This is a genomic window from Uliginosibacterium flavum (assembly GCF_040566545.1).
In the GTDB taxonomy this organism is placed as follows: domain Bacteria; phylum Pseudomonadota; class Gammaproteobacteria; order Burkholderiales; family Rhodocyclaceae; genus Uliginosibacterium; species Uliginosibacterium flavum.
Window position 1 is genome coordinate 1 of record NZ_JBEWZI010000033.1, and the last position, 26,587, is coordinate 26,587.

The window sequence follows — 26,587 nt, forward strand, 5'->3', positions numbered from 1 at the left end:
GACTCCGTGAGTCGTCATCAATGAAAAGATTGGCTTTGCAAACGGGGGCGTCCATGTATGCGCATCGCGCACGCGGAACCTGCACTCATGCCCGCACAGAGCCCTTTGACCGGTTCGTGCGGAGCAAGAACGCTTGGTAATGGTGCGCAGTGCGCACCCTACGAATTGAACATGCCCCGCTTCGATTTTTGATCAAGCCCGGAATCACTCCATGCTCAAAACTGCCCTCCCCATCCTCCTCTGCCTGTTCTTCACCACCCCCGCGCTGGCGCGTGACTGGCTCAGTTGCTGGGCGGACGAGAAGGGCGAAGGCTTGAGGTCGCGCGAGCAGTGTGCCTGGCGCGAGGGCGGGCGATTGCGGGTGGCGCCGAAAGAGATGCGGCGCCTGGCTTTTGATCGTTGGGGTTTGGCGGGGCTGGCTATCGAGGGGCAGTGGTATTACCTGCGCCGCGATGGGCGGATGTTGCCGGTAGTGACTTTCGACAACGGCCCGGACTATTTCGAGGAAGGCCTGACGCGTTCGCAGCAGCCGGGCGGCATGGCCTGGTATGACCGGAATTTTCGTCAGGTGATTGCGCCGCGCTACGACTGGGGTAGTCCCTTCGACAAGGGCCGTGCGGACGTGTGCCGGGGCTGTGTGCGCAGCGCGCCGGATGCGGACGGACACTGGAGCATGCTTGGCGGTGAATGGGGCGTGATTGACCGGCGCGGGCGGGAGGTCGTGCCGCTCAAGCCGCAGCCTGTGCCGTCGGCCATTCCGCTGACTCCCCTTGGGCCCCATTAGATTCCGCCCGATTTCAGTTTGAAACGTAGGTGCGGCCCTTCGACAAGCTCAGGAGAGCCTTCAGTCGCACGCCACGCGTGGCTGGCCGACTGAAGTGGGCCCTACACAGGGCGTCCGCTCCCTGGCGCCCTGATTGCCTGTGCAGCATGCCTGCCCGAAGAGGCTTGCCGGGCGCGGCTTTGCAAGCCGGTCACTCAGCACTCAGTCCTCAGTCCTCAGCATTCCGCCGCAGGCGGTGCATCCTGATTATCTCTTTTCAGAGATTCCGCCTATTAATACTAAAGAGCTAGGTTGAGGTGCCGATAGGTATTCTGGCCGGAAGGTTTATTCCGACGTAACCACGTCAGAATGATGTACAGAAGAGGCATGCATGCGCAACAATCAACCCGTCACTCAACGTGAAAGCATCATCCCGGAAGGCGTGTTCATCTATTCGCGCACCGACCTCAAAGGCGGCATCACCGAGGTCAATCAGGCCTTTGCCGATATCAGTGGGTATGCGCCCGGCGAGATGCTCGGGCAGCCGCATAACATGATTCGTCACCCGGACATGCCGGTCGAGGCGTTTGCCGATATGTGGCAAAACCTCAAGGCGGGGCGCCCGTGGAAAGGCTTGGTCAAGAACCGGCGCAAGAACGGGGATTTTTACTGGGTCGTGGCGAATGCTTCGCCGGTGCGCGAAAACGGGCAGGTCGTCGGCTATCAGTCGGTGCGCACGCCGCCGTCGCGGGCGCAGATCGTTGGGGCGGAAAAGGCTTATCAGCGGGTGCGCGAGGGCGACAAGTCGATCCGGATTCAGGACGGACGCGTGCTGCGAAACCATTCTTCTCTGGTCGATACCCTGCTGGCCTTCCAGACGCGGCTGGTGATGTTTGTTCTGCTGGCGGCCTTCAGCGGACTCTGCGGTCTTGCTACTAAAGTGGCCGACTGGAACTGGCTGGAAGTCGTGCATGAAGTTAGTTTGATCGCGCTGCTACTCGCTGCGTTGTACATGCTCTTCTGGTATCTGCCACGGGCGTTCAAGCGCCTTGCGAACGTTCGCAATTTTCTTGAGAAGGCGCTCGTCGCGGGTGACCTGAGCGCCACGCTGACGCCCAGCTACAACGATCTGATCGGCGAAATTGCCGGGCGCATCGATACCCTGGTGTCGGCTATGCGCGCCACGCTGCAGATCATTGGCGACACCACCCGTGAAGTGGCGGAAACCACCAGCGGCCTCAATCAGTCGGTCGAGTCGCTGGTTTCCGCGGCTTCCGTGCAAAGCGCCAGCACTTCGTCTGCGGCCGCTGGCGTGGAGGAAATGACGGTGTCAATCTCCGAGGTGGCCCAGCATGCGGCGAGCACGCAAACGGTGGCGTCGCGGGCAGGGCAGCAGGCGCAGGCCGGGGCGGAGCTGTCGGAGCGCGCTTCTGCGACGATCAGGACCTTGTCGACGACGGTAGCCCGCTCTGCCGAAACCGTCGAGCAATTGGGCACGCGCACCGAGGAGATCGGCAAGGTGGCGGGGGTGATCAAGGAAATCGCGGATCAGACCAATCTGCTCGCTCTTAACGCGGCTATCGAAGCTGCGCGCGCTGGCGAGCAGGGGCGGGGCTTTGCAGTGGTTGCTGACGAGGTGCGCAAGCTGGCGGAGCGCACCGCCAAGGCGACGCAGGAGATCGACCAGATGATCGTGCACATCAAGGCCGATACGGTCAGCGCCGTCGATGGCATGCGCCAGAGCGCCGAGCAGGTCGGCACCAGCGTGGCCCTGGTGCACGATGCCCATGACGCCTTGCTGGCCATCAACCAGCAGATGGATACCACCGCGCAGATGGTCTCCGAAATCTCGCACTCATCGTCCGAGCAAAGCAGCGCAATGACGATGATGGCTGGCAGCGTCGAACAGCTTTCGCGCCTGACCGAAGAGAATCTGGGCGTAGCTCGCGATACCGAAGCGAGTTCGCATATTTTGCAGAGCAGCGTCGAGCGCATGCGCAAGGCGGTTGCGCAGTACAAGGTGTGAGGGCAGGGTGCCCGCTAAGCCTTGCCCTGATTGGCTCTGCACGATACCTGCCCGCAGAGGACCGCTACACGCGGCTCTTCGGGTATGTGCTACTCAGTTTTGCGCGCCGCCCTGCGGGGTGGTTTCCAGCTTGCGCACATCAAAGCCCTGTTTGTTCAAGCGTTCGAGCAGGGCTGCATAGGCTTGCTGATTGACTTGCGGCGTTCTGGAGAGCACCCACAGATATTGCCTGGACGGCTCGCTGATGGCGGCGAGCTGGTAATCGGCATCGAGGTCGATGATCCAGTAATTGCCCCAGACGGCCGGGATGAAGGACAGCCAGGCGGGGGCGAAGCGGACCTTCAGCTTGGGCGAGTTGGCTGGGCCGACTTGGCGGGCGGCGCCGATCACTTCACTGATCTCGCCGTTGGCTTGCTTGCAGCGGTTGGTAACCTGCAGTTTTCCCTCAGGCTGGAGGCTGTAGTCGGCCCGGGTGTCGCTGCTGCATTTGCGCTGGAACCAGTTGGGAAACTTGGCGATTTCGTACCAGCTGCCCATGTAGCGCGGCACATCCAGCGTGGCGATGGTGTTCAGGTCGGTGCCGGCGTCTGTCTTGTCGGTTGCCGGGCCGCTGGCCCGTGCGCTGAGTGTGCAGAGGCAGAGGGCGCTCAGGCAGAAAGCGCGGCGAATCAGGCGTGTCTTCATGTATTTCCCCTTGAGGGCTTGTCGGTGCGATGGATGCCTGTACAGGCGCTTCCCGCCTGAGTTGGCACTGTGCCTGCCTGAAGAGCCTTGCTGGCCGTGCCTCTTCAGGCTGTCCGGTTTCTGAGTGCCGATTTGTTTTGCGGCCTAACGCGTCCACGCGTCACTCATCCTGATCGGCAGGATAGCCCCATCCGCGCCGTATTCGATGCGCTCGATGGCGACGCGTCGCATTCCCTTGTAAGGGCCATCGCCGCTTGTTCCGTTCCAGCGGTGATAGACGATCAGCCATTGTCCGTTGGCCGGGTCCTGAATGATGGAATGGTGGCCGGGGCCTTTGTGTTTGTTGTCACTTTCCAGCAGTGCGCCGCGATAGGTCCACGGGCCGGTAGGCGTCAGCGCGGTGGCGTAGTGCACGGAATAGCTGGCTTCGCGCCAGCGCCCGTGGCTATAGGTCAGGTGGTAAATGCCTTCGGCGTAATGCATGAAAGCGCCTTCGGTGAATTTCGGCGGACGCCCGGTTTTTATCTCGCGGGCGATGGAGATCAAGTCATCATTAAGCTCGAAGACCTTCAGCCCTGCGCCTGCGCTGCCGCCGGCATAAAGCAGATATTTGCCGGATTGCGGGTCGAGGAAAACCATCGGGTCGATGGCTTCGAAACCCTTCTCGCCCGTCAGCAGTGGCTTGCCTGAATCACGGAATGGCCCGGCGGGGGTGTCGCCACGTGCGACACCGATCCGGGCCGGGGTCTGGCGCTGCGGGCCAACAGAGTAATAGAAGTAGAAAACACCTTGGCGCTCGATAATGGCTGGCGCCCAGGGAAAGTGCTGCGCCTGACCATCGTCCTTGATCCAGCTGACATCCGCGAAATCCAGCACCGGGCCGTGGCGCTGCCAGTGTTGCAGGTCTTCCGAGGCGAAGGCGAAGAATTGCGGGGCGGCGCCTTTGCTCCAGGTGGGATAGATCCAGACGCTCTGGCCGATGCTGATGGCGTGCGGGTCGGCGCCGGGCATGAGGGGGTTGGTGATCGTTGCACCAAGGGCGCCGTGCAGGGTCAGTAGCAGCGTAAAGCAGCAGACCAGCCTGGCAGCAAAACGGCCTCCATGTTTGGGGCGGGATTCAGGCTCTGCAGGATGGCTATTCATGCGCTTTTGCTCCGCACTGTCGGCTAAACGATCGTGTTGTGAATTGTCTGCGATGATTTGCGTACGTAAAGACGAAAAAAGGGTGGCGCGAAGGCCACCCTTTCTCCTGAGCAAACGCCGCTCAGTTATGCAGCAGATTCAGCTGTTTGGCGATCACGTCATGGTTCAGCCACAGCACCGGGCCGGCGGGGGCCGAGGCTTCGCGGAACATCAGCGGGCCGGTACCTTCGATGACTAGGGCGCTGAGCTGATCGGTGATCAGGCTGTTGCGATCCTTGTGCATGGCGGTGATGTGTTCGGAGGTGCCGATCATCAGATCCGCCAGTTCGGCGCTGTTGTCCATCGGCCAGGCCGGGAAGTTACGGAAGCCGGCCATGGTGGCGGAGTCGTTGTAGTCGTCGATCTGCTTCAGCAGCGAGTCGAGCGCGCCATCTTCGGTCAGACGCGAGGCGGCTTCGACCAGTTGAGCCTTGGCCCAGTCACCGCCGTTTTCCTGCTGCAGCGAGGTCAGCAGCGGGAAGATCGACAGTTCGACACCGACGAAGATGTCCGAGGAATTGGTGCGGATTTCCGGGCAGTTGAAGACCGTGGCCTTGATGCCTTTTCCCCAGGCGGCTTTGGCGACGTCTTCCAGGCGCATCTTGGCGTGACCCTGGGTGTAATTGGTGTAGGTCTGCCACTGGTAGCGGCCGTCGATCAGGATCTCGGTGCCGTGGTAGCCGTAGGCCGTGTAGCGCGCCTGGCCGCCGGTCTTTTCGAGACGGGCGCGGATCGCGGCGCTACCTTCGATGAGGTAGCCAAAAGTGTTGGCCGTGACTTCATCGAAATTCATCAGATTGAGCTTGCCCAGATCGCTGTCCATCAGTGCGCGCGAGGACATGAAACGATCGCCACGACCCTTGTAGATGCGGTTGGCAATCGCCAGGAAAACCTTGGCCTTGACCAGACCGCCGGCCATGGTGTGGGCGAAGAACACATTCGCGCCATCGGCGATCATGCCGTCGAGCTGGCTCATGGCGTCCGCCACGGCTGCCTTGAAACGTGCCACGCCAAGCGTGCGACAGGCTTCGATGTGCGCCCAGTCCAGCTTGTCTTCCTGCCAGGTCTTGAGACTCATCTCATTGACCAGCGCGGTCGGGGTCGGCGTGCCGGCCGGCGAATCCATGTCGAAACCGGCCATCATCGGCACATTGATGATCTTGCCACCCAGATTCTCTTCAGCGGTGGCCAGCTCTTCCTCGTTCAGCGGACGCAGGCTGCCATCGGCTTCACGGCGGCCAACGGTCATGCCGACAATCGTCAGGCCGGCTTTACGGGCTTCGTTCACCAGACCGTTGGCGTAGCCACGGCCGAACAGTTCGCCGAAGAGGACAAATACGTCGCCCTTGCGGAAGATGTTGGTCTGCGGAATGTTTCTGAGTGGAATCGGTGCGTTCACGGTGCGAGCCTCGTGTTGGACTAAAAGTTAGCCGCGGATTTTAACCCACTGTGGCGTCAATTCAGTGCTTGCTGACGGCTTTGATCCGGGTAATCGTACGAGCGGAAGGGTTTTTGCCCGGATTCGGGGCTTGCCATGAAGGATGTGGCAGGCCGTAGCGCCGCCGGGGGCGCGGATATCGCGACGGGGGTGTTCGTAGATCCTGTGTCGAAGGGCAAATCTCCCTTGCGCTGAAATCGGTAGGCCTGAACATTCCCTCCCTCTTTAAGAGGGAGGGCGAGGGAGGGGGTAAAAACGGTAGATCAAGACTTGGCCTTGTTGAGCGAGACAACCCCCATCCCGCCTTCCCCCTGCGAGGGGGAAGGAGCCATTCGGGCGCGGTCTTTGGTTTTCGCATGCGCTGCATGTCGGACTAGGGGACGAGCCCTGAAGAAGCCCGCCCAGCTTGGTTCCTGCTGCAGGCAGGCTGAAGAATCAATCTGCGAGCGGCTCTTCAGCCTGTCTGCTCGGAAGCGGCCGTCCGCAGCACATGCCGCGCCGCGTTCAGGCCGGAGCGCACGGCGGCTTCGATGGTCGCCGGATAGGGCGAATCCACATAGTCGCCGGCCAGCAGCAGGTTCTTCACCGGGGTGATGCCTAGCGGGCGGATCACGCCGGGGCGGCAGGCGAAGGTCGCGCGTTTTTCGGTAATCACCTGCGACCAGCGCGGCGCCTTGATCCGTGGGAAGAGTGCCTCCACGGCCTGATGCGTTTGCAGCGCCAGCTCCTCGCGCGACAGTTCGGTGTGCGGGCCGCTGGCGGAGATCACGCCGGCCAGCAAACCTTTTTCGCCGGTGCTCTGGCCCTTGTCGAACAGCCATTGCACGATCGATCCGCTGATCTGGATCATTGGTTCGGGCAGCGTCACGTCCTCGTCATAGGCCAGATACACGGTGGTGATCGGCTCGTGCGGCAGGGCGTCGATCTGCCCGCGCAGATAGGTCAGCTCGCTGAAGTCTTCAAGCAGGGCGCTGGCGTGATAGGGGGCGGTGGCGACGATCACGTGGCTGAAATGCGAGCCCTCGCCGGGATCGCCTTCCAGACAGAAACGCCCGTTTTCCGCGTAGATGCGCTTGATCGGGCAGGCCGTGTTGAGCGCCGTGCCATTGCGGCCCAGATACACGCCGGCCTGCACCGGCAGCAGTTCGGTCAGGTCGATGCGCGGAATCAGCATTTCGGAGGCCGAGGCCGAGGCGCCAACCGAATCGCGCAGCACGTTGGCGAAAATCTGCGCCGAGGCTTCGTGCGGTGGCGTGTTCAGCGCCGCGACGCAGAGTTGATTCCACATCAGCTCGCGCAGGATCGGCGTCTGGCGCGTGCGATCCAGCAGCTCGCTGACCGGGTAATCCTCGTTCAGCTTCCAGTCGCATTTCTTCAGGAAATTGATCAGACGCAGCGCGGCAAAACGATCCGCCCAGCTCAGTTCCTTGCTGCGCAGCAGGCCCAGCGCCAGATGAAAAGGCGCCGGCAGATTCGCCGCCCGTAAGGTCAGGCGCCCGGGTACATGCAGCACGAAAGGCAGGGCGAGCAGGCGCTTCGGATTGACCTTGAGGAAGCGCAGCAGCTTCAGCGTCTCGGTGTAAGCACCAAGCAGGATGTGCTGGCCGTTGTCCAGCCGGTAACCATCCTTCTCCACCACCCGGGCACGGCCGCCCATGACGCGCGAGGACTCGAAGACCGTGACGTCCACGCCCGCTCGGGTCAGTTCGACGGCGGCGGAGAGGCCGGCATAGCCGGCACCGATGATGGCGACGCGGGGGGTCATAGGGTGAGGTTGCCTAGAAGCTCTTTAATTTTTTCTTGTGAGGCGAGATTGTCTTTCTTGAAGCCTTCGAAGTTTCGGACTTTGTCGACTTCTGTCCAAGCAACGAAACCGCTTACTAACAATCTGGTGCCGAACCCAATAATTCCACCAATTCCGAAATACCAGTATTTGGGTACTTCCGTGCCCGTCAGCTGCACTATTTGGATAACGAAATAACCAACAAAAGCTATCCAAGTCGCCATTATTGCCGACATGCAACTTCGCATGACCGTGGCTATGAGTTCTGCATGGTTATCTCGTAGTGCAGAAATTTTTTGGTACTCAATTTCGAGCTGATCCAGCCTGAGACGAAGTCCTTTTGTGCCGAGCTTATTGGTTCCTTGTTTTGTTAGGGACCACGATTGCAGTAGTGCAGATCGCACGGAAGGCGTCAGCAGGTTGCCAAAAACTCCTAGCGCTAGACCAACTAGCAGAGATAACCAATCCAAAGCAATCCCCTTCTCAGTTCTTCACCCACGCCTTCACCGCCAGCCACAGCTTGCGCAGCGGCGTCAGCGAGATGCGGTGGGTCAGCACGCGGCAACCGTCGGCTTCGACTTCGCGCAGGGTCTGGCGGTAGATCGCGGCCATGATCAGGCCGGCGCGCTGGCTCTTGCGATCCACGGCGGGAAGTTGGGCCAGGGCCTGATCGTAGTATTTCTGCGCACGCTCGATCTGGAAAGCCATCAGGCGCTGGAAGTTCTCGCTGCTGCGGGCTTCCAGAATGTCTTTGGCCGGTACGTTGAAGCGCTCCAGTTCATCCATCGGCAGGTAGATGCGGCCACGGCGGGCGTCTTCGCCGACGTCGCGGATGATGTTGGTGAGCTGGAAGGCGATGCCCAGATCGTGCGCGTATTTCAGGGTCTGGCGGTCGGTGTAGCCGAAGATCTCGGCGGCGAGCAGCCCGACCACGCTGGCAACGCGGTAGCAGTACAGGTTCAGGGCCTTGAAGTCGGCGTAGCGCGCCTGCTCCAGATCCATCTGCATGCCGTCGATGATTTCCAGCAGCTGTTCCTGTGGCATCCGGAAATCCTTGACGACCTGCATCAGCGCCTTGCCGACCGGGTGTTCGGGCGTGCCGTTGTAGATGGCGACGGTTTCGCCACGCCACCAGTCGAGTTGCTGCGCGGCGACCTGCGGATCGCTGGTCTCGTCGACCACATCATCGACTTCGCGGCAGAAGGCGTAGAGCGCGGTGATCGCGCGGCGGCGATCCGGCGTGAGAAAGCGGAAGCTGTAATAGAAGCTGGAACCGCTGGCGGCGGCTTTCTGTTCGCAGTATTCGTCGGGGCTCATTGTTTTTTCATCCTTATCGCTCGCAGCACGAGCAGCAACCAATCAAGCTTGCCCAGCTCCGGGCGCTGCCGGAACACATCGTAATCGACCGCTTCGATGCGCTCCAGAATGCGCAGACCGCCTTGCACCACCAGACGCAGTTCCCAGCCGACGCGGCCGGGCAGGGCGGTGGCGAGCGGGGCGCCGTCGCGCATCATGCTGCGCGCACGTTGCACTTCATATTGCATCAGCGCTCGGAACGCAGTATCGACGGTGCCAGCGGCGATTTGCGCTTCGCTGACACCGAAGCGCGCGAGGCTGTCCTGCGGCAGGTAGACGCGATCCTTGCGCCAGTCCACGCCCACGTCCTGCCAGAAATTGATGATCTGCAGGGCCGAGCAGATCAGATCCGAGCGGCGCAGATTGTCTGCGCTCGTCTCTCCATATAGATGCAGCAGCAATCGCCCTACCGGGTCAGCCGAGCGGCGGCAGTAATCGAGCACATCGGGAAAGTCGGCGTAGCGTTTCTTCACCACGTCCTGCGCAAAGGCATCCAGCAGGTCACGCAAGAGCTGGATCGGCAGCTGCCACTCGCGCACATTGCGCGCCAGGCGGGCGAACATGGCTTCCGTTGGCGTGCCGCCGGCTGCAATTACATCGAGTTCGCGCTGATAGGCCGCCAGGCCAGCGAGGCGTTCTTCGTTCGTCGCATCGCCTTCATCGGCGATGTCGTCGGCGCTGCGCGCAAAGGCGTAGATGGCCTCGACCGGCTCGCGCAGGCGGCGCGGCAGCAGGACAGAGGCGACAGGGAAGTTTTCGTAGTGATCGACTGGCATACAGGGCAGCGAGTATAGCTGCGCGTGGGCGGGCGTTGGCAGCCAGTCTGCTATATAATCCGCGCCTCTTTCCGCTGGCCGCTCGGCTGGCACACGGAAAGCCCAGGTGGCGAAATTGGTAGACGCACCAGATTTAGGTTCTGGCGTAGCAATACGTGGGGGTTCGAGTCCCTTCCTGGGCACCATCAAAGCATCGGCTGTAGAGCCGCTTGTAGATTGCCTCTTCAGTACACCCCTTTGCGCAACAAGGCTGGGCGCGGCTGTGCAGGCATGTCTGCTCAAGCCTTAACTCAGGCGCGGCTCTCCAGACAGGTATTTTCATCTTTCCCTGAGCGCGTGGACTTGAATTGTGGGCGATTTGCTTCATGTTCGAGTCAGCTTTGTCGGGTTTGACGCAAGCACGCGGCCGGCCCTCGGGGGTGGGGGTGGTTTGTGGTAGCATCGCCGGTTTGTTAGTTTTCTAGCCGGGGCTCCCTTCAGCGGTGCGGCCCCTCCGTTCTGATCCAAGGAAATTCCGTATGCAAACGAATGAAGTGACGCTTGGCGCGCTTGAGCGCCGCATCGATCTGTCTGTCTCGCTGGCCGAGGTGGAAACGCAGGTTGCCGCACGCCTGAAGAACATGGGCCGCACCGTGAAAATGGCGGGTTTCCGTCCCGGCAAGGTGCCGAGCAAGATGGTCGAGCAATCCTACGGTCCGCAGATCCGTAATGAAGTGATGGGCGACGCTGTTGAAAAGGCGTTCAACACGGCTGTGCAGGAACAGAATTTGCGTGTTGCTGGTTATCCGAACATTGAGCCGAAGGCCGGTTCGGCTGAAGGCACGATGGATTTCGTGGCGACGTTTGAAGTTTTCCCGGAAGTGGTGATTGGCGATCTGTCGGCCGCCGAGATCGAGCGTCCGGCGCTGACGATTGGCGATGCTGAAGTGGAGCGCACGATTGAAGTGTTGCGCAAGCAACGCACGAGCTACGAAAAAGCCGAGCGCGCATCTGCTGAAGGCGATCGCGTGGTGATCGATTTCACCGGCCGCAAGGATGGCGAGATTTTTGAAGGCGGTCAGGCAACTGACTTCTCGGTAGTGGTGGGTGGCGGCCAGATGCTGCCGGATTTTGACGCGGCATTGCGTGGTTTGTCGGTGGGAGAGAGCAAGACTTTCGACCTGACTTTCCCGGCTGAGTATCACGCCAAGAATCTGGCCGGCGAAACCGTCCAGTTCGAAATCACCCTGAAGGGCGTTGAAGCCCCGATCCTGCCGGCAGTGGATGCTACTTTCGCTCAGGCGCTGGGTGTGGTGGATGGTGATCTGGTCAAGATGCGTGGCGAAATCCAGGCAAATCTGGAGCGTGAAGTGAGCCGTCGTATCCGTGCCCGCGTGCGCGATCAGGCGCTGGAAGCTCTGTCGAAGCTGAGTGGTTTTGAAGTGCCGAAGGTGCTGGTGGATGGTGAATCCGAGCGCATGGTCGAATCGGCCAAGCAGGATCTGGTTCAGCGCGGCGTAGATGTGAAGAATGTGCCGGTCGAGAAGGCCTGGTTTGCCGAGCAAGCTGCCTCGCGCGTGAAGCTGGGCCTGATTGTTGCCGAGATCGTTGGCAAGAACAGCCTGCAAGCCAAGCCCGATCAGGTGCGTGCGCGTGTGGATGATCTGGCTCAGACTTACGAGCATCCGGCTGAAGTGGTGCGCTGGTATTACTCGAAGCCTGAAAACCTGCGCGGCATCCAGGATGCTGTGGTTGAAGACAATGTGGTCGAATGGGTCTTGGCTCAGGCGAAGGTCAGCGACAAGAGCTTTACTTTTGAAGAGCTGATGGAGCAAGGTCAGCAGGCTTGATGATGGTGGTGCCGGTGTGTGCCGGCACCGTTTTTTGATGATGATGGAGAGAGCGCTTTGAAATTCTCAAACACGCAGCAGTCTGATTGGGATCCGGTCGGCCTCGGTTTGGTGCCGATGGTGGTGGAACAAAGCGGTCGCGGTGAGCGCTCCTACGATATCTACTCGCGCCTGTTGAAGGAGCGTGTGGTGTTTCTGGTCGGCCCGGTCAATGACATGACGGCCAACCTGATCGTGGCGCAGCTCTTGTTCCTGGAGTCCGAGAATCCGGACAAGGATATCTATTTCTACATCAATTCGCCGGGCGGTTCGGTGACGGCGGGTATGTCGATTTACGACACCATGCAGTTCATCAAGCCGAACGTGAGCACCCTGTGCATCGGTCAAGCCGCCAGCATGGGCGCCTTCCTGCTGGCTGCAGGCGAGAAGGGCAAGCGCTTCAGTCTGCCGAATTCGCGGATCATGATTCACCAGCCGCTGGGTGGCTATCAGGGGCAGGCCTCGGATATCGAGATTCACGCCCGTGAAATTCTGGCATTGCGTGCCAAACTGAATCAGATGCTGGCCACGCATACCGGCCAGTCGGTGGAGCGGATCGAGAAGGATACGGACCGCGACAATTTCATGTCGGCCGACGAAGCACAAGCTTATGGCTTGGTCGACAAGGTATTGAACAGCCGCGCTGACGCGCTCTGATAGATTCATTTACTTAAGGAAGGCTGAAAATGACGGACAAAAAGTCTGGCAGCGAGAAGCTGCTCTACTGTTCGTTCTGCGGCAAGAGTCAGCACGAAGTACGCAAGCTGATCGCAGGGCCCTCCGTATTCATCTGCGATGAGTGCATTGACCTGTGCAATGACATCATCCGCGATGAAATCGGCGGCGACGCCGCAGCACGCCTGGACAAGGGCGATCTGCCTTCGCCCAAGGAAATTGCCGAAATTCTCGACCAGTACGTGATCGGTCAGAAGCCGGCCAAGCGTATTCTGGCCGTGGCCGTGTACAACCACTACAAACGCCTGCGCCATCAATCGCGCACGGCTGACGATGTGGAGCTGGCCAAGAGCAACATCCTGCTGATCGGGCCGACCGGTTCCGGCAAGACGCTGCTCGCCCAGACCCTGGCGCGCCTGTTGAACGTGCCCTTCGTGATGGCCGACGCGACGACCCTGACCGAAGCCGGTTATGTGGGCGAAGACGTCGAAAACATCATCCAGAAGCTGCTGCAGAAGTGCGACTACGACGTCGAGCGGGCTCAGCAGGGCATTGTCTATATCGACGAAATCGACAAGATTTCACGCAAATCCGACAATCCATCGATCACCCGCGATGTGTCCGGCGAAGGCGTGCAGCAGGCGCTGCTCAAGCTGATCGAAGGCACGGTCGCTTCGGTGCCGCCGCAAGGCGGGCGCAAGCATCCGAATCAGGATTTCGTACAGGTCGATACGTCGAACATCCTGTTTGTGTGTGGCGGCGCTTTCGATGGTCTGGAAAAAGTCATCCGCAACCGCACTGAAACCGTCGGTATCGGTTTCGGTGCCGTGGTGCGCAGCCGTGAGGATGCACGTGTTTCGGAAACCCTGCGTCAGTGCGAGCCGGAAGATCTGATCAAGTTTGGTCTGATCCCCGAATTCATCGGCCGTCTGCCGGTGGTCGCCACGCTGCAGGAACTCGACGAAGCCGCACTGATCCAGATTCTGATCGAGCCGAAAAACGCCCTGATCAAGCAGTACGCCAAGCTCTTCTCGATGGAGGGCGTGGAACTGGAAGTGCGTCCGGCTGCCTTGCAGGCGATTGCCAAACGTGCAATCAAGCGCAAGGCCGGTGCGCGCGGGCTGCGCTCGATTCTGGAACAAGTGTTGCTCGACATCATGTACGAGCTGCCAAGCATGGAGAATGTGAGCAAGGTCGTCATCGATGAGAACACCATCGATTCCGGCGCCCAGCCCTTGCTGATCTATGCAGACCAGCCAAAGGTAGCAGGCTCCAACTGAGTACGGGGATTCTTGCCTTCGCAGGCTTGAATCCTCCGTGCCAGCCCCCACGTAGAATGGGTGCGCTCATTAGGAAACGATATGTCAAACAAGCCTGAACTCCCCCCCGAGAGCATTGAACTGCCGCTGCTGCCCCTGCGCGACGTGGTGGTTTTTCCGCATATGGTGATCCCGCTTTTCGTCGGTCGCCCCAAATCCATCAAGGCGCTTGAGTCGGCAATGGAAGCCGGCAAGAGCATCCTGCTGGTGGCGCAGAAGTCCGCTGCCAAGGACGAGCCTTCGTCGGATGATCTTTACGACATCGGTTGCGTTGCGAACATCCTGCAGATGCTCAAGCTGCCCGATGGCACGGTCAAGGTGCTGGTTGAAGGCACGCAGCGTGCTCGCGTCGATAGCGTAGCCGATCTGAAGACCCAGTTCGTGGCACAGGTCACGCCGATCAGCGGTGATGAAGGCGGCACACACGAAGTCGAAGCGATGCGTCGCGCGATCATCAGTCAGTTCGATCAGTACGTGAAACTGAACAAGAAGATTCCGCCCGAGATCCTGACCTCGCTGGCCGGCATCGAAGAAGCCGGTCGCCTGGCCGATACGATTGCTGCGCACCTGCCGCTCAAGCTTGAGCAGAAGCAGGCCGTGCTGGAATTGTGCAATGTGGGCGAGCGTCTGGAACGCTTGCTTGCCCAGCTCGAAACCGAACTCGACATCCTGCAGGTGGAAAAGCGCATCCGTGGCCGCGTCAAGCGCCAGATGGAGAAGAGTCAGCGCGAGTACTACCTGAACGAGCAGGTCAAGGCGATTCAGAAGGAACTCGGCGAAGGCGAAGAGGGCGCAGACCTCGAAGAGCTGGAAAAGAAGATCAAAGCCGGTGGCTTGTCCAAGGAAGCCCTGGCCAAGGCACAGTCTGAGCTGAAGAAGCTCAAGCTGATGTCGCCCATGTCGGCCGAAGCTACGGTGGTGCGCAACTTCATCGAAACGCTCACCGGCCTGCCCTGGAAGAAGAAATCACGCATCAGCAAGGATCTGGCTGACGCGCAAAAGGTCCTGGATACGGACCACTTCGGCCTCGACAAGGTCAAGGAACGCATCCTTGAATATCTGGCAGTGCAACAGCGTGTCGACAAGCTGAAGGCACCGATCCTTTGTCTGGTCGGGCCTCCAGGTGTGGGCAAGACCTCGCTCGGTCAGTCGATCGCGAAGGCCACGAACCGCAAGTTCGTGCGCATGTCGCTGGGTGGCGTGCGCGATGAGGCCGAGATTCGCGGCCACCGTCGTACCTACATCGGTTCCATGCCGGGCAAGATCCTGCAGAACATGACCAAGGTCGGCGTGCGCAATCCGCTCTTCCTGCTCGACGAAGTCGACAAGATGGGCGCGGATTTCCGTGGCGATCCGTCGTCGGCCTTGCTGGAAGTGCTCGATCCCGAACAGAACTCGACTTTCGTCGACCACTATATCGAGGTGGAATACGACCTGTCGGAAGTGATGTTCGTAGCGACGGCCAATTCGTTCAATATTCCTGCTGCGCTGCTCGACCGGATGGAAATCATTCGCCTGTCGGGTTACACGGAAGACGAAAAGATCCACATCGCCTTGCGTTATCTGCTGCCCAAGCAGATGAAGAACAACGGCGTGAAGCCCAACGAGCTGACGGTGACGGAAGATGCCGTGCGCGACATCATCCGTTACTACTCGCGTGAAGCGGGCGTGCGGTCGTTGGAGCGTGAAATCTCACGCATCTGCCGCAAGGTCGTGAAGGCGCTGGTACTCAAGAAGCGCGAGACGAAGGTGATCGTTAACGCCAAGAATCTCGACAAGTATCTGGGCGTGCGTCGTTATTCCTTCGGCATGGCTGAAAAGGACAATCAGGTCGGTCAGGTGACCGGTCTGGCCTGGACCGAAGTCGGCGGCGAATTGCTGACCATCGAGGCGGTGGTGCTGCCCGGCAAGGGCAAGATCATCACCACCGGAAAGCTCGGCGATGTGATGCAGGAGTCGATTCAGGCCGCGCTGTCGGTCGTGCGCAAGCGCGCTCGCCAGCTCGGGATTGCCGAGGATTTCCACGGCAAGAACGATATCCATATTCACTTGCCTGAAGGTGCGACGCCCAAGGATGGTCCGTCTGCGGGTATCGGCATCGCTACGGCGCTGGTGTCCGTGCTGGCTAATATCCCGGTGCGCGCCGATGTGGCGATGACCGGCGAGATCACCTTGCGCGGCGAAGTACTGCCGATTGGCGGCCTCAAGGAAAAGCTGCTCGCAGCCGTGCGCGGCGGCATCCGTACGGCCTTGATTCCGCAGGAAAACGTCAAGGATCTGGTCGATATGCCGCCGGACCTGAAGGATCGCATCGAGATCATTCCGGTCAAGTGGTTCGATCAGGTACTGGAACTCGCGCTTGAGCGTGCGCCAGTGCCCTTGCCTGAAGTCAGCGAGCCGGTGGTGGCAGTGCCCTTGCCGGTGGATGCCGATGCGGATGACGCCGCGAGTAATGGTTTGATCAAGCACTAAATCAAGACGGGAGCGCTGGCCATTGTGCCGTCTGCTCCCGTTTTGGTGACATTCGGGTATAAGTGTCTGGTGTGCGACGGCCCCAGGCTTTAGCATTCCTCCCTGACGCTTTAATTCACTGGAAAGTGCATGGAACCCAAACAACAGGCGGCGGTGCGTGCCGGTGTTCTCTCGCTGAATATCAATTCCAAGTCGGCCTTGTATGCGGCTTACATGCCCTTTATTACGGGCGGCGGGTTATTCATCCCGACCAACCGCAATTACTTGCCCGGCGACGAAGTGTTCATGCTGCTGCAATTGATGGATGATCCGGCGCGTCTGGCGGTGAAGGGCAAAGTTGCCTGGGTAACACCTGCCAATGCGCAGAACAGCAAGACGCAGGGCGTGGGCGTGCAGTTCGCCCCGGATGAAGGCGGCAACGTCGTCAAGGTCAAGATTGAGCAGGTGCTCGGCGGGGCGCTCGGCTCCAGCCGGCCTACACATACCTTGTAAGCTGTAGATCGTTTAATTCAGACCGGGCGTAAGCCCGGTTTTCGTTTCAGCAGGTAAATATCATGTTTGTCGATTCACACTGCCACATTGACTTCGAAGACTTGGCCGCGCAGGGTGAAGTCCTGTTCGAGCGCATGGCCGCCGCGCAGGTCAGCCACGCCGTGTGCATCGGTGTGAGCCTGGAAAACTTCCCGCGCGTGCTCGCGCTGGCCGAATCGCACGCCAACGTGTTCGCTTCCGTCGGTGTGCATCCCGAGCATTCCGAAGGCGAAGACCCCGATGTGGCGCGGCTTCTTGAGCTGGCGGCGCACCCCAAGGTGATCGCCATCGGCGAAACCGGGCTGGATTATTACTGGCACAAGGATCAGCCGGAATGGCAGCGTGAACGATTTCGCACGCACATCCGTGCCGCGCGCGAATGTGGCAAGCCGCTGGTGATTCACACCCGTGATTCCGCCGCCGACGTGCTGCGCCTGATGCGTGAAGAGAATGCCGGCGAAGTCGGTGGCGTGATGCACTGCTTCACCGAGACGCTGGAGGTGGCGCAGGCCGCCATCGAGCAGGGCTTCTACATTTCCTTCTCCGGCATCGTGACCTTCAAGAGCGCCAACCAGCTCAAGGAAGTCGCCGCCGCCATTCCGCTGGAGCATATCCTGATCGAAACCGACTCGCCCTATCTGGCGCCCGTGCCATATCGCGGCAAGCTCAACGAGCCATCCTACGTGCCACATGTGGCGGTCGAAGTTGCGCGCCTGCGCGGCATCAGTGTCGAGGAAGTGGCTGCGGCAACGACGGCGAATTTCTTTCGGCTGTTTCGCCATGCGCTGGCTTGAGGGCTCGGAGAGCCGCATGGGGTGTGGCTGTTAGAGATGTATGCCCCAAGATCCACGCTCAGCCTGGCTTACAGGCAGATGTGCTTGTAGAGGCAGACTGCGTGCGGCTCTTCACACGCATGAGTTGGTTGGTTTTCTGGCGCCGTATAACCACGGCTTGATCATGGTTTGTATGTGGCCTACCCTTGCTGCAGGGCAGCACCCCATCAATCTTGTGCGGGAGGCATCATGTACGAAGCGGATTATCTGGCCGAGTTTGCGGCGAAGGGCAACGAGGGTTTGTCTTTGCCCAAGTGGCTGCTAAAGCGCTGGTGGCTCGTTGTTTTGATAGTCAGCGTTGCTTTTGTACTGACCAAGTAGCCGTTTGTTGATTTTATGGAATTTCTGCTTGCTCCCGGAGTGATGTGAAAAAAGCGACCCGCAGGTCGCTTTTTTATTCCGGCACAGCCCGAAGATCAGGCTTGCAGCGCGTCCGTGCGGTGCGATTGCACCACTTGCAGCAGCTGGGTGAAGATCTTTGGCGTGCCGCAGACCAGATTGCCGGTCTTCAGGTAATCGCCTTCACCGCCGAAATCGCTGGCGAGGCCACCGGCTTCGGTCACGAGCAGCACGCCGGCCGCCATGTCCCACGGCGCCAGGCCGATTTCGAAGAAACCATCGGTGCGCCCGCAAGCGACGTAGGCCAGATCCAGTGCGGCAGAGCCTGGGCGGCGCAGTCCGGCGGTCTTGCCGGCCAGATCCTTGAACATCGCCAGATAGGCGTCGACGTGCGCCATGTTCTTGAACGGAAAACCGGTGCCGATCAGGGTGTCGTTGAGTCGGACACGCTTGCTGACGCGGATGCGGCGATCATTCAGGAAGGCGCCACGGCCACGGCTGGCGGTGAACAGATCGTTGCGCGTCGGGTCATAAACCACGGCCTGCTGCACGATGCCGCGCTCGGCCAGAGCGATGGACACGGAATACTGCGGGAAGCCGTGGATGTAGTTGGTCGTGCCATCCAGCGGGTCGATGATCCACTGGAACTCGCTCTCACCGCCGGTGTCACCCGACTCCTCTGCTAGAATCGCGTGCTCCGGATAGGCGTCGCGGATCACTTCGATGATGGCGGCTTCGGCGGCGCGATCAACTTCGGTCACGAAGTCATTCGGCTGTTTGGTCTGGACTTCCAGCTTGTCCAGATCCGTCGAAGCACGGTTGATGATGGTGCCGGCGCGGCGAGCGGCCTTGACGGCGATATTCAGAATTGGATGCATGAGCGTCGGGTCTCGTGAAGGCGGCTCGCAAGATGCAACGAGTACCACAGGAAACCGCGCATTATATATGGCTGAAGCCCTCTCCTTGAACCGATTTCGTGTGGTTTTGTCACATCCCAGTCATCCGGGCAATATTGGCGCGGTGGCACGGGCGCTGAAAACCATGGGATTGAGCCGGCTTTATCTGGTCAATCCACGCAGTTTCCCCGATCCCGAGGCCGAAACACGCGCCTCTGGCGCCACCGATGTGCTGGCCAACGCCGTCGTCTGCAGCTCGCTGACCGAGGCGCTGACCGGCGTAACCATGGCTGCCGCCTTCACCGCGCGCCGTCGCGAATTGGCCTTGCCGATGCAGTGGGCGCGCCAGGCCGCGACGACACTGGCCGAGGCGGCGCAGCAGGGCGACGTGGCGCTGGTCTTCGGCAACGAGACCTACGGCCTGTCGAACGAAGAACTGGCCATGTGCCAGCTGCCGGTGATGATTCCGGCCAACCCCGAGTACAGCTCGCTGAATCTGGGCGCGGCGGTGCAGCTGATGTGTTACGAGCTGCGCATCGCCACGCAGGATCTGGGCGAGGCGCCGGCGAGTTTTGGCGATCTGGCCACGGTGGATGAGGTGGAGCAGATGATCGGCCACTTCCAGAGCACGATGACCGCCAGCGGGTTTTTCAACCCGGATAATCCCAAGCGCCTGATGCCGCGCCTGCGCCGCATGTTCGGGCGCATCCGTCTGGAGCGCGACGAGGTCAATATCCTGCGTGGCATGCTGAGCAGCTTCCAGTTCCCCGAGAAATTCCACAAGCGGGACTAGAACTTGCCTTAGACCATTTAGAATCAGTTCATTGTCGTAATCCCTCCACGAAGAGTCATCATGTTCGCCCACCTCCGAGAAGACATTGCCAGCGTCCTTCAGCGCGACCCCGCCGCCCGCAGCAAGTTTGAGGTGCTGCTGTGCTATCCCGGCGTACATGCGCTGATCCTGCATCGCCTGGCGAATCGTTGCTGGCGTTCGAAATTTCTCTTGCTGGCGCGCTTCATCTCCTATTTTTCACGCTGGCTTACCGGCATCGAAATTCACCCCGGCGCCAAGTTCGGCCGGCGCGTGTTCATCGATCACGGCATCGGCGTGGTGATCGGCGAGACGGCGGAAGTGGGCGACGACTGCACCATCTATCAGGGCGTGACCTTGGGTGGCACCTCGTTGTATCGCGGCGTGAAGCGTCATCCGACGCTGGAAGCCGGCGTGGTCATCGGCGCGGGGGCCAAGGTGCTGGGCGGTTTCACCGTCGGTGCAGGCGCCAAGGTCGGCTCCAACGCGGTGGTGGTCAAGCCGGTACCGGCGGGCGCCACGGCCGTGGGCAATCCGGCGCATGTGCTGGAGCCCAAGGATGAGCGCAGCGACAAGTCGGATTTCTCGGCCTATGGCGTGACGCGCAATGCCGACGACCCGATCGCCAAGACCTTGCACGCGCTGCTCAATCATGTGGCCGAGCAGGACAAACGCCTCGATGCGCTGACCACCCAGCTCAAGGACGCTGGCTTGTGTGTGGAAGGCGATACCCACGCCAAGACGCCGCTGGATTGCGAGTACCTGAACAAGATTGTGGATTGAGCTGCTTGTAGAGCCGCGCGTGGATTGGGTCTGCGGATGGTCTGCCTGCTCAGTCAAACTGGGTGCGGCTCTTGAGGTAGTGATGTTTTTGTAGGAGCTAGCGCAGCTGGCGATCCGGACGTGAATTGGGGCGCAAATCGCCAGCTTCGCTAGCTCCTACGGCAAAACGCGGAGAGTTTCCCCCTGATCGCTGCCGTTGGTTAAAAACACTCAAGCTTTGAGTTCAGGTACAAAAAACCGTTCCGCCATCTCCTCCAGCCCGACATGTTCCAGCAGCTCGTTGAGCCGCTCGGCCGGGCGACGGCGCGGCAGATCCTTGTAGCTGGCGATGATCAGCTCGTTTTTCATCGAATGCTCCCAGCCGACCAGCTCGGTCACGTTGAGCTGGTAGCCGTGCGCCTCCAGTTGCAGACAACGCAACACATTGGTGATCTGGCTGCCGAATTCGCGGGTGTGGATCGGGTGGCGCCACAGCTCGGTCAGCGAAGATTTGCCCAGTGCCTTGCCCTTGTTCTTGCGCAGCACGGCCGCGACTTCGGCCTGACAGCAGGGCACCAGCACGATGTGGCGGGCCTGTTTGGCCAGTGCGAAGCGGATCGCGTCGTCGGTCGCCGTGTTGCAGGCGTGCAGGGCGGTCACGATGTCGATCTGCGCGGGCAGGGCGGGGGATGTGATCGAGTCCGCCACCGACAGGTTCAGGAATTCCATGCCGCCAAAGCCCAGCCGCTGTGCCAGCTCGCGCGAACGCGTCACCAGCTCGTCGCGCGTTTCGATGCCCCAGATCCTGCCCTGCTTCGCCTGCTCCTTGAAGAACAGGTCATACAGGATGAAGCCCAGATAGGACTTGCCCGCGCCGTGATCCACCAGATTCAGCTGCGGCCCGGCCGCCAGCGCATCCTTCAGCAGCGGCTCGATGAACTGGAACAGGTGATACACCTGCTTCAGCTTGCGCCGGCTGTCCTGATTCATCTGGCCATCGCGCGTCAGGATGTGCAGTTCCTTGAGCAGCTCGATGGATTGGCCGGGGCGGATGTCGTGGGTCTTTTGAGTCATGAGGCGTTCAGGGCAGAGAGGGCAGGCGTGAAGGGCCGCATTCTGGCACGGCAGGCGGGTGAAAGCGCTGTTTTGCTCGCCGTTTGCCGACAAGGCTTCGCGGGAACGGCGGGGGAATTGTGTTTGATTGTTTCCACGGGCCCTTGGATTAAAGGTTTTCAGCCCGTCCTGCCGTTACAGCAGATGTAGCCCCGACTTCCATCGGATGGAGATCATGAAACGCCTGCTTGCCCCTGTCGTGACTTGCCTGATGCTGTGCCTCTTGGCCGTGCCGCTGCCTGTGCGCGCGGCCTGGCCGGAGCGGCCGATCACGCTGGTCGTCGGTTGGGTCATGGGCAGCGGCTCGGATCTGATCGCAAGGCAGATGGCCAGCGGGCTGGAGAAAGAGCTGGGCGTGCCGGTCTCGGTCATGAACATCGACGGCGCGAACGGCATTTTTGCCCATTCACAGGTCGCTTTCGCCGAGCCGGACGGCTACACCCTCGGGCTGGTGACGCCCGATTTCATCAACGCCTATTGGGGCGGCGAGACCAATTACTCCTACGAAAGCTTCACCTCGATTGCCCGCATCGAGCAGAGCCCGGCGGCCTTCTGGGTGGATGCGAAGAGCCCCTGGCGCACGCTGAACGAGGCCCTCGCCGCGATCCGCAAAACCCCGCCCGGCACCTACAGCATCAGCGGCATGGCCGAGGGTGGCGCCTACCACATTGCGATGTTTGATCTTTTGAAAGCCAACGGCTTGCGCGCTGACGCCCTGCGTATTGTGCCCAGCGAAGGTGCGGTGCCGGGGTTTCGGGCGCTTGGCAAAGGCCTGGTCGATGTGTGTCCGGACTCGCTGCGCGAAGGCAATGTGTTTTACCGCCAACGCAAAGTCCGGCCGCTGGCCGTATTCGCACGCGAGCGTCAGGCAAACTTCCCGGATGTGCCGACTGTGCGCGAAGCCAATGGCAAGCTCGTGCAGGGCGGCACCTGGCGCGCCGTGCTGGCACCGCCAGACCTGGCGCCCGAGGTAAGGACGCGTCTGACCGAGGCTGTCGTGAAAGTCGCTGCGTCGCCCGAATTCCAGGCATTTCTGGATATGCACGGTTTCGGCGCGGGCACTCTGGCTGGCGATGATCTGCGCAAATTCATGACCGACGAGCATCGGCATTGGGGCGATGTGCTGGCCGAGTTGAAGCTGCGCAAGCGGAAGTGAGTTGTTTTGAGTGAAGAGTGAGGAGTGAGGAGTGAGGAGTGATCGCACCCACGCTCCGGGTGGACGCGCAGGTTTGGACGCTCCCGCGTCCCTTCGGCGCAACGCAGAGCGTCACCGGCAACGTTCCCACGTAGAACGTCGGAACGATCAGGTTTTTCGTGAGGTGCCCGCCAAGCCGCTCGGGGCTTGCTTGTGCAGAGAGGGTGTCTGCACAGAGCTGTCCGGTGAGGTTCTTCAGGCAGGGTTTTGTAGGGTGGGTTCGGAGCGCAGCGAAAACCCACCGATTGGCCATCGCCGGATGGCTGCGGCTTGTTCCGCGTTCGCAAAGAAAAGAATTTGCGCCCCCTACCTGTCTTATTGCAGAGGCTTGTTCGTCCGATAAATTTCGTAGCTGCGTTTTCTGGTAATGGCGCTATGGAAAACGTGGATGTGCGCAATGTCCCCCACTTGCGCTGTGCTATCACGTGCAAGCTTTGCCTGAACAAGGTTGTCTGTGTCGAGGCGAACGGTTGCGAGGTGAGGGCTCCTGAACAATTGAATTACCCCTTCTATTTCTGTGACAGGGGCCCCGCCGGGATGGTCAAGGATCGTGAATAGCATTGCCGCGAATACGAGCGTGACAATAGTGATAATCAGTCGTTTGCGGCGGGGCCTGTTGGATTTAGATGCCGGATTCAAGGTCATTTCTCAATATCCGCTTGAAGGAGTGTGCTGCATCCACACGTAGAATTTGGGGAGGATCAAAGTGTGTGCTATCCCGCCAGCCCGCGCAAAATATCGAGACGATTGCTCAGGGCGTTCGGCGACAGGAAATCAGGGATCGTTCTTTCCGTGCGTTGCGGGCGCTTGAGAAACTCAATATGCCATTCGGCAATACGCTCTTCCTTGATGTGGACGTACTGTTCCGCTTCAGGCTCGTCGATGTATTCCTTCTGCAGGATGAGCGCCAAGGGTTCTTCTGCGCCTTCCGTGCGCAGTGAAAATTCGAGGGCTTCCGGGTAATCCGCGAAGGCGCAATAGTAGTCGCCGCCTTCCGTTTCATCGGCCGCATCAAGTTCTGGGTGACACCAAACCCGGTATTCGAGCACGGCATCCCATACATACCCGCCCCCGGCCTTCGCTAAAGCGGAGTAGGTGCCGACAAGGTCTGGATTGATAGCAGATGGATACAAGGTTGATGTCCCTTATTGGTCTGATGATTTGATCGACGCCGAGCGTTGTCGACGGTATTCGCGTGTATGTAGGGCGTGGGAACGATTTGGGGCTACGCTCGCTAGCCTAGCAACTCAGCAGTGGCTAACGCCATTTCTTCTAACTGACCTGCTTCGTATTCTAAAACGACGCACAACCTGCTTTCATAATCTTGGCCTATCAGTTCGACGGTGATGGAAACGTGACCAGTTGAATCAGTAAGGCTACTCAGGGATACGCGTCTCTCTAGGTCTTGCCAGGACTTGGGCTCCTTCCAGCCTTGCCATTCTTGGGCCATGGCCTTGAACATCGTACTTGGAGATCCGTTCATGAAAGTGGATGCAGGTGCTCTTCCGGTGAACCAAGGCGTACGGACGGAAACTTCGAATTCGACTTCTTGTGCATATTGAGTAACGACGCGAAAGGTGAGGATGGAGCCGTCTCGCGGTGACTTGAGTTCTAGTGCTGTCATTTGGTAAGCCTCAACTATAAATTCGCAGCCGTTTGGTTGGCTCCCGCTGAATGATCAGAAGTTTTATGTTTCCGAAAATACCCGCCGGTAACGGCTTTTCAGTCATTCATGATGCCCCAGCTTGTTGATATTTTGCTGCCGCCTCAATCTATATGACATGCCGGCAATCACCTACATCCGTCCATAAACCGGCCCCTCACCCCCCTGCGGTGGCGTCCACTCGATGTTCTGGGTCGGGTCTTTGATGTCGCAGGCTTTGCAGTGCAGGCAGTTGGCGGCGTTGATGTGCAGGCGGGGTGTGCCGGCTTCTTCGATGATTTCGTACACGCCGGCCGGGCAGTAGCGTTGTTCGGGGGCGGCGTAGGTGGGCAGGTTGAAATCGACGCTGAGGTTTGCCGCCTTCAGGTGCAGGTGGCAGGGCTGGTCTTCGCTGTGTTGGGTGTTCGACAGGTAGAGCGAGGATGGCAGGTCGAAGCTGAGCTGGCCGTCGGGTTTGGGGTAGGCGATCGGTGCGTGTTCGTCGGCTGGGTCGAGCTGATTGTGGTCGGTGGGCTTGTGCAGCGTCCACGGGGCGCGGCCGCGCAGCAGCTTCTGGTCGATGCCGGCGAGCAGCGCGCCGAGCTTCGGCCCCTGGCTGAGGGAGGGCTTGAAATTGCGGGCGCGCGATAGCTGCTTGTAGAGCCGCGACTGGCGCCATTCTTCATGGTATGCCTTCAAGACGCCCGTCCCGCGCGGCTCTGCGAGGGCTTTTACGGCGGCTTCGGCGGCGAGCATGCCGCTGAGCATGGCGCCGTGGATGCCTTTGAGCCGGGCCGGGTCGAGGAAGCCCGCGTCGTCGCCGATCAGTGCGCCGCCGGGGAAGACGAGTTCGGGCAGGGCTTGCAGGCCGCCGTCGGCGAGGACGCGCGCACCGTAGGCCAGACGCGTGCCACCGGCCAGATGGCTGCGTAGCGCGGGGTGCGTCTTGAGGCGCTGGAATTCTTCGAAGGGCGAGAGCCAGGGATTCTTGTAGGCGAGGCTGATGACCAGCCCGACGGCGACGAGATTGTCGCCGTAGTGATACAGGAAGCCACCGCCGACGGCATCGGTCAGCGGCCAGCCGCCGGTGTGCAGGCACAGGCCCGGCTGGTGCTGCGCGGCGGGAACTTGCCAGAGTTCCTTGAGGCCGAGGCTGAAGCTCTGTGCATCGGCCTTGGCACGCAGCTCGAAGGCGGCCTCCAGACGTTTGCCCAGGTGCCCGCGCGCGCCTTCGGCAAACAGTGTGTATTGGGCCAGCAAGTGCATGCCGGGCTGGAAATTCGGCCCGGGGTGGCCGTCACGCAGACGGCCCATTTCGCCGGTGACGACGCCGGCCACGCCGCCTTGTGTGTCAAACAGCAGATCGGCGGCGGCAAAGCCGGCGTAGATCTCCACGCCCAGCGCTTCGGCTTCGCGCGCCAGCCAGGCGCACAGTTCGCCCAGACTGCCCATGTAAAGGCCGCGATTATCCAGACAGGCCGGGCGCAGCCAGTGCGGCACGCTGCGGGCTTTGTTTTCGCTGAGGAAGAGGAAACGGTCATCCGTGACCTGCGTCGTGAGCGGCGCGCCACGGGTTTTCCAGTCTGGCAGCAGCGCATCCAGCGCGCAGGGATCGATCACCGCGCCGGAGAGGATGTGGGCGCCGATCTGCGCGCCCTTGTCGATCAGGCACACGCTGACTTCGCGCCCGGCAGCGGCCGCCTGTTGTTTGGCGCGGATCGCCGCCGCCAGCCCGGCCGGGCCGCCGCCGACAATCAGCAGGTCGAAAGACATGGATTCCTGTTGCAATGCGGGCTTTCAGGGGATATGAGGCTGAATTATGCCCGATGCGCCGAGTCTTTCGCTGCGTTGCATCATCTGCGGTGATCGCCCGCCCTTCCTTGGTGTGCAATGAGCCTGTCTGGTGACTGCCTACTGGCCTTGGTCTTCACGCTCCAAGCTTGGAGAAGCAATTCCCGTGCGGCTCTTCAGATGGTGCTGCTCAGCCTTTGTTGTCATCAATGCACCAGATTGAAAGCCAGCGCGCCCATGCCGACGCCGACCAGCGCATCCAGCACGCGCCAGGATTGTGGCTTGGCGAATAGTGGCGCAAGTTTGTGGGCGCCGAAGCCGAGCAGGCTGAA

General features: G+C 60.5%; 24 protein-coding genes and 1 tRNA gene. 13 read left to right on the forward strand and 12 right to left on the reverse strand.

Translation table 11 applies throughout. The features are described from left to right. Nucleotides 1-211: 211 nt before the first annotated feature. Together ABXR19_RS18845 and ABXR19_RS18850 are read left to right on the forward strand one after the other, a co-directional pair. A complete protein-coding gene (locus ABXR19_RS18845; protein WP_354602707.1) occupies nucleotides 212-784 on the forward strand; it encodes a WG repeat-containing protein in 573 nt (190 codons plus the stop codon). Between the two features lie 370 nt (nucleotides 785-1,154). Further along, nucleotides 1,155-2,789, forward strand: coding sequence for a methyl-accepting chemotaxis protein (locus ABXR19_RS18850; protein ID WP_354602708.1), 1,635 nt, complete (start codon nucleotides 1,155-1,157; stop codon nucleotides 2,787-2,789). Between the two features lie 93 nt (nucleotides 2,790-2,882). Here the strand turns inward: ABXR19_RS18850 and ABXR19_RS18855 are convergent, their stop codons facing one another. The 7 genes from ABXR19_RS18855 to hpnC form a co-directional block, all read right to left on the reverse strand. Beyond that, nucleotides 2,883-3,473: a lipocalin family protein gene (locus ABXR19_RS18855; protein ID WP_354602709.1), complete on the reverse strand. Its 591-nt coding sequence runs from the start codon at nucleotides 3,471-3,473 to the stop codon at nucleotides 2,883-2,885. 144 nt (nucleotides 3,474-3,617) lie between these two features. After that, complete coding sequence (locus ABXR19_RS18860; RefSeq protein ID WP_354602710.1) at nucleotides 3,618-4,616, reverse strand: family 43 glycosylhydrolase; 999 nt, start codon at nucleotides 4,614-4,616, stop codon at nucleotides 3,618-3,620. A 121-nt stretch (nucleotides 4,617-4,737) separates the two neighbouring features. Next, the gene (locus tag ABXR19_RS18865; protein WP_354602711.1) at nucleotides 4,738-6,054 is read right to left on the reverse strand and encodes an enoyl ACP reductase FabMG family protein; all 1,317 of its coding nucleotides are present in this window, start codon (nucleotides 6,052-6,054) and stop codon (nucleotides 4,738-4,740) included. A gap of 493 nt (nucleotides 6,055-6,547) precedes the next feature. Then, nucleotides 6,548-7,858 carry a hydroxysqualene dehydroxylase HpnE gene (gene hpnE / locus ABXR19_RS18870; RefSeq protein WP_354602712.1) on the reverse strand — a complete coding sequence of 437 codons (1,311 nt, stop codon included), beginning with the start codon at nucleotides 7,856-7,858 and terminating at the stop codon, nucleotides 6,548-6,550. After that, complete coding sequence (locus ABXR19_RS18875; protein ID WP_354602713.1) at nucleotides 7,855-8,346, reverse strand: hypothetical protein; 492 nt, start codon at nucleotides 8,344-8,346, stop codon at nucleotides 7,855-7,857. The genes hpnE and ABXR19_RS18875 overlap by 4 nt, the downstream gene beginning before the upstream one ends. Before the next feature lie 13 nt (nucleotides 8,347-8,359). Continuing rightward, nucleotides 8,360-9,193: a presqualene diphosphate synthase HpnD gene (gene hpnD, locus ABXR19_RS18880; protein ID WP_354602714.1), complete on the reverse strand. Its 834-nt coding sequence runs from the start codon at nucleotides 9,191-9,193 to the stop codon at nucleotides 8,360-8,362. Continuing rightward, complete coding sequence (hpnC, locus tag ABXR19_RS18885) at nucleotides 9,190-10,008, reverse strand: squalene synthase HpnC (protein ID WP_354602715.1); 819 nt, start codon at nucleotides 10,006-10,008, stop codon at nucleotides 9,190-9,192. Before hpnC ends, hpnD begins: the two co-directional genes overlap by 4 nt. Before the next feature lie 100 nt (nucleotides 10,009-10,108). On the opposite strand from hpnC, the gene ABXR19_RS18890 reads away from it, so the two are divergent. From ABXR19_RS18890 to ABXR19_RS18925, 8 genes are all read left to right on the forward strand, one after another. Next, nucleotides 10,109-10,193 (forward strand) — tRNA-Leu (locus ABXR19_RS18890). 333 nt (nucleotides 10,194-10,526) lie between these two features. Next, on the forward strand, nucleotides 10,527-11,837 hold the full coding sequence (tig, locus tag ABXR19_RS18895; protein WP_354602716.1) for a trigger factor: 1,311 nt from the start codon (nucleotides 10,527-10,529) through the stop codon (nucleotides 11,835-11,837). 117 nt (nucleotides 11,838-11,954) lie between these two features. Continuing rightward, nucleotides 11,955-12,533 (forward strand): ATP-dependent Clp endopeptidase proteolytic subunit ClpP, encoded by a 579-nt coding sequence (clpP, locus tag ABXR19_RS18900; RefSeq protein ID WP_354602730.1) that lies wholly within the window; start codon nucleotides 11,955-11,957, stop codon nucleotides 12,531-12,533. A 29-nt stretch (nucleotides 12,534-12,562) separates the two neighbouring features. Next, nucleotides 12,563-13,831: an ATP-dependent Clp protease ATP-binding subunit ClpX gene (gene clpX / locus ABXR19_RS18905; RefSeq protein ID WP_354602717.1), complete on the forward strand. Its 1,269-nt coding sequence runs from the start codon at nucleotides 12,563-12,565 to the stop codon at nucleotides 13,829-13,831. An 81-nt stretch (nucleotides 13,832-13,912) separates the two neighbouring features. Further along, the gene (lon, locus tag ABXR19_RS18910) at nucleotides 13,913-16,342 is read left to right on the forward strand and encodes an endopeptidase La (protein ID WP_354602718.1); all 2,430 of its coding nucleotides are present in this window, start codon (nucleotides 13,913-13,915) and stop codon (nucleotides 16,340-16,342) included. A 129-nt stretch (nucleotides 16,343-16,471) separates the two neighbouring features. Next, nucleotides 16,472-16,834: a PilZ domain-containing protein gene (locus ABXR19_RS18915; RefSeq protein WP_354602719.1), complete on the forward strand. Its 363-nt coding sequence runs from the start codon at nucleotides 16,472-16,474 to the stop codon at nucleotides 16,832-16,834. A gap of 62 nt (nucleotides 16,835-16,896) precedes the next feature. Further along, nucleotides 16,897-17,667 (forward strand): TatD family hydrolase, encoded by a 771-nt coding sequence (locus tag ABXR19_RS18920; RefSeq protein ID WP_354602720.1) that lies wholly within the window; start codon nucleotides 16,897-16,899, stop codon nucleotides 17,665-17,667. 228 nt (nucleotides 17,668-17,895) lie between these two features. After that, nucleotides 17,896-18,027: a hypothetical protein gene (locus ABXR19_RS18925; RefSeq protein WP_354602721.1), complete on the forward strand. Its 132-nt coding sequence runs from the start codon at nucleotides 17,896-17,898 to the stop codon at nucleotides 18,025-18,027. 95 nt (nucleotides 18,028-18,122) lie between these two features. Here the strand turns inward: ABXR19_RS18925 and ABXR19_RS18930 are convergent, their stop codons facing one another. After that, complete coding sequence (locus ABXR19_RS18930; RefSeq protein WP_354602722.1) at nucleotides 18,123-18,923, reverse strand: inositol monophosphatase family protein; 801 nt, start codon at nucleotides 18,921-18,923, stop codon at nucleotides 18,123-18,125. Between the two features lie 67 nt (nucleotides 18,924-18,990). Here ABXR19_RS18930 and ABXR19_RS18935 point away from each other — a divergent pair, with 67 nt between their 5' ends. Together ABXR19_RS18935 and cysE are read left to right on the forward strand one after the other, a co-directional pair. Beyond that, nucleotides 18,991-19,734, forward strand: a complete 744-nt coding sequence (locus ABXR19_RS18935) for an RNA methyltransferase (RefSeq protein ID WP_354602723.1) — start codon at nucleotides 18,991-18,993, stop codon at nucleotides 19,732-19,734. 60 nt (nucleotides 19,735-19,794) lie between these two features. Further along, entirely contained in the window at nucleotides 19,795-20,535 is a 741-nt protein-coding gene (gene cysE, locus ABXR19_RS18940) for a serine O-acetyltransferase (RefSeq protein WP_354602724.1), read from the forward strand. Between the two features lie 210 nt (nucleotides 20,536-20,745). Here the strand turns inward: cysE and ABXR19_RS18945 are convergent, their stop codons facing one another. Further along, entirely contained in the window at nucleotides 20,746-21,588 is an 843-nt protein-coding gene (locus tag ABXR19_RS18945; protein WP_354602725.1) for a class I SAM-dependent methyltransferase, read from the reverse strand. A gap of 214 nt (nucleotides 21,589-21,802) precedes the next feature. On the opposite strand from ABXR19_RS18945, the gene ABXR19_RS18950 reads away from it, so the two are divergent. Then, nucleotides 21,803-22,783, forward strand: a complete 981-nt coding sequence (locus tag ABXR19_RS18950) for a tripartite tricarboxylate transporter substrate binding protein (protein WP_354602726.1) — start codon at nucleotides 21,803-21,805, stop codon at nucleotides 22,781-22,783. 752 nt (nucleotides 22,784-23,535) lie between these two features. Here the strand turns inward: ABXR19_RS18950 and ABXR19_RS18955 are convergent. The 3 genes from ABXR19_RS18955 to ABXR19_RS18965 all read right to left on the reverse strand — a co-directional run bounded on the left by ABXR19_RS18955 (nucleotide 23,536) and on the right by ABXR19_RS18965 (nucleotide 26,252). Further along, nucleotides 23,536-23,955: a hypothetical protein gene (locus ABXR19_RS18955; protein ID WP_354602727.1), complete on the reverse strand. Its 420-nt coding sequence runs from the start codon at nucleotides 23,953-23,955 to the stop codon at nucleotides 23,536-23,538. Nucleotides 23,956-24,056: 101 nt separating this feature from the next. Further along, nucleotides 24,057-24,446: a DUF6228 family protein gene (locus ABXR19_RS18960; RefSeq protein ID WP_354602728.1), complete on the reverse strand. Its 390-nt coding sequence runs from the start codon at nucleotides 24,444-24,446 to the stop codon at nucleotides 24,057-24,059. Between the two features lie 171 nt (nucleotides 24,447-24,617). Beyond that, nucleotides 24,618-26,252 (reverse strand): electron transfer flavoprotein-ubiquinone oxidoreductase, encoded by a 1,635-nt coding sequence (locus tag ABXR19_RS18965; protein WP_354602729.1) that lies wholly within the window; start codon nucleotides 26,250-26,252, stop codon nucleotides 24,618-24,620. Nucleotides 26,253-26,587 lie beyond the last annotated feature (335 nt).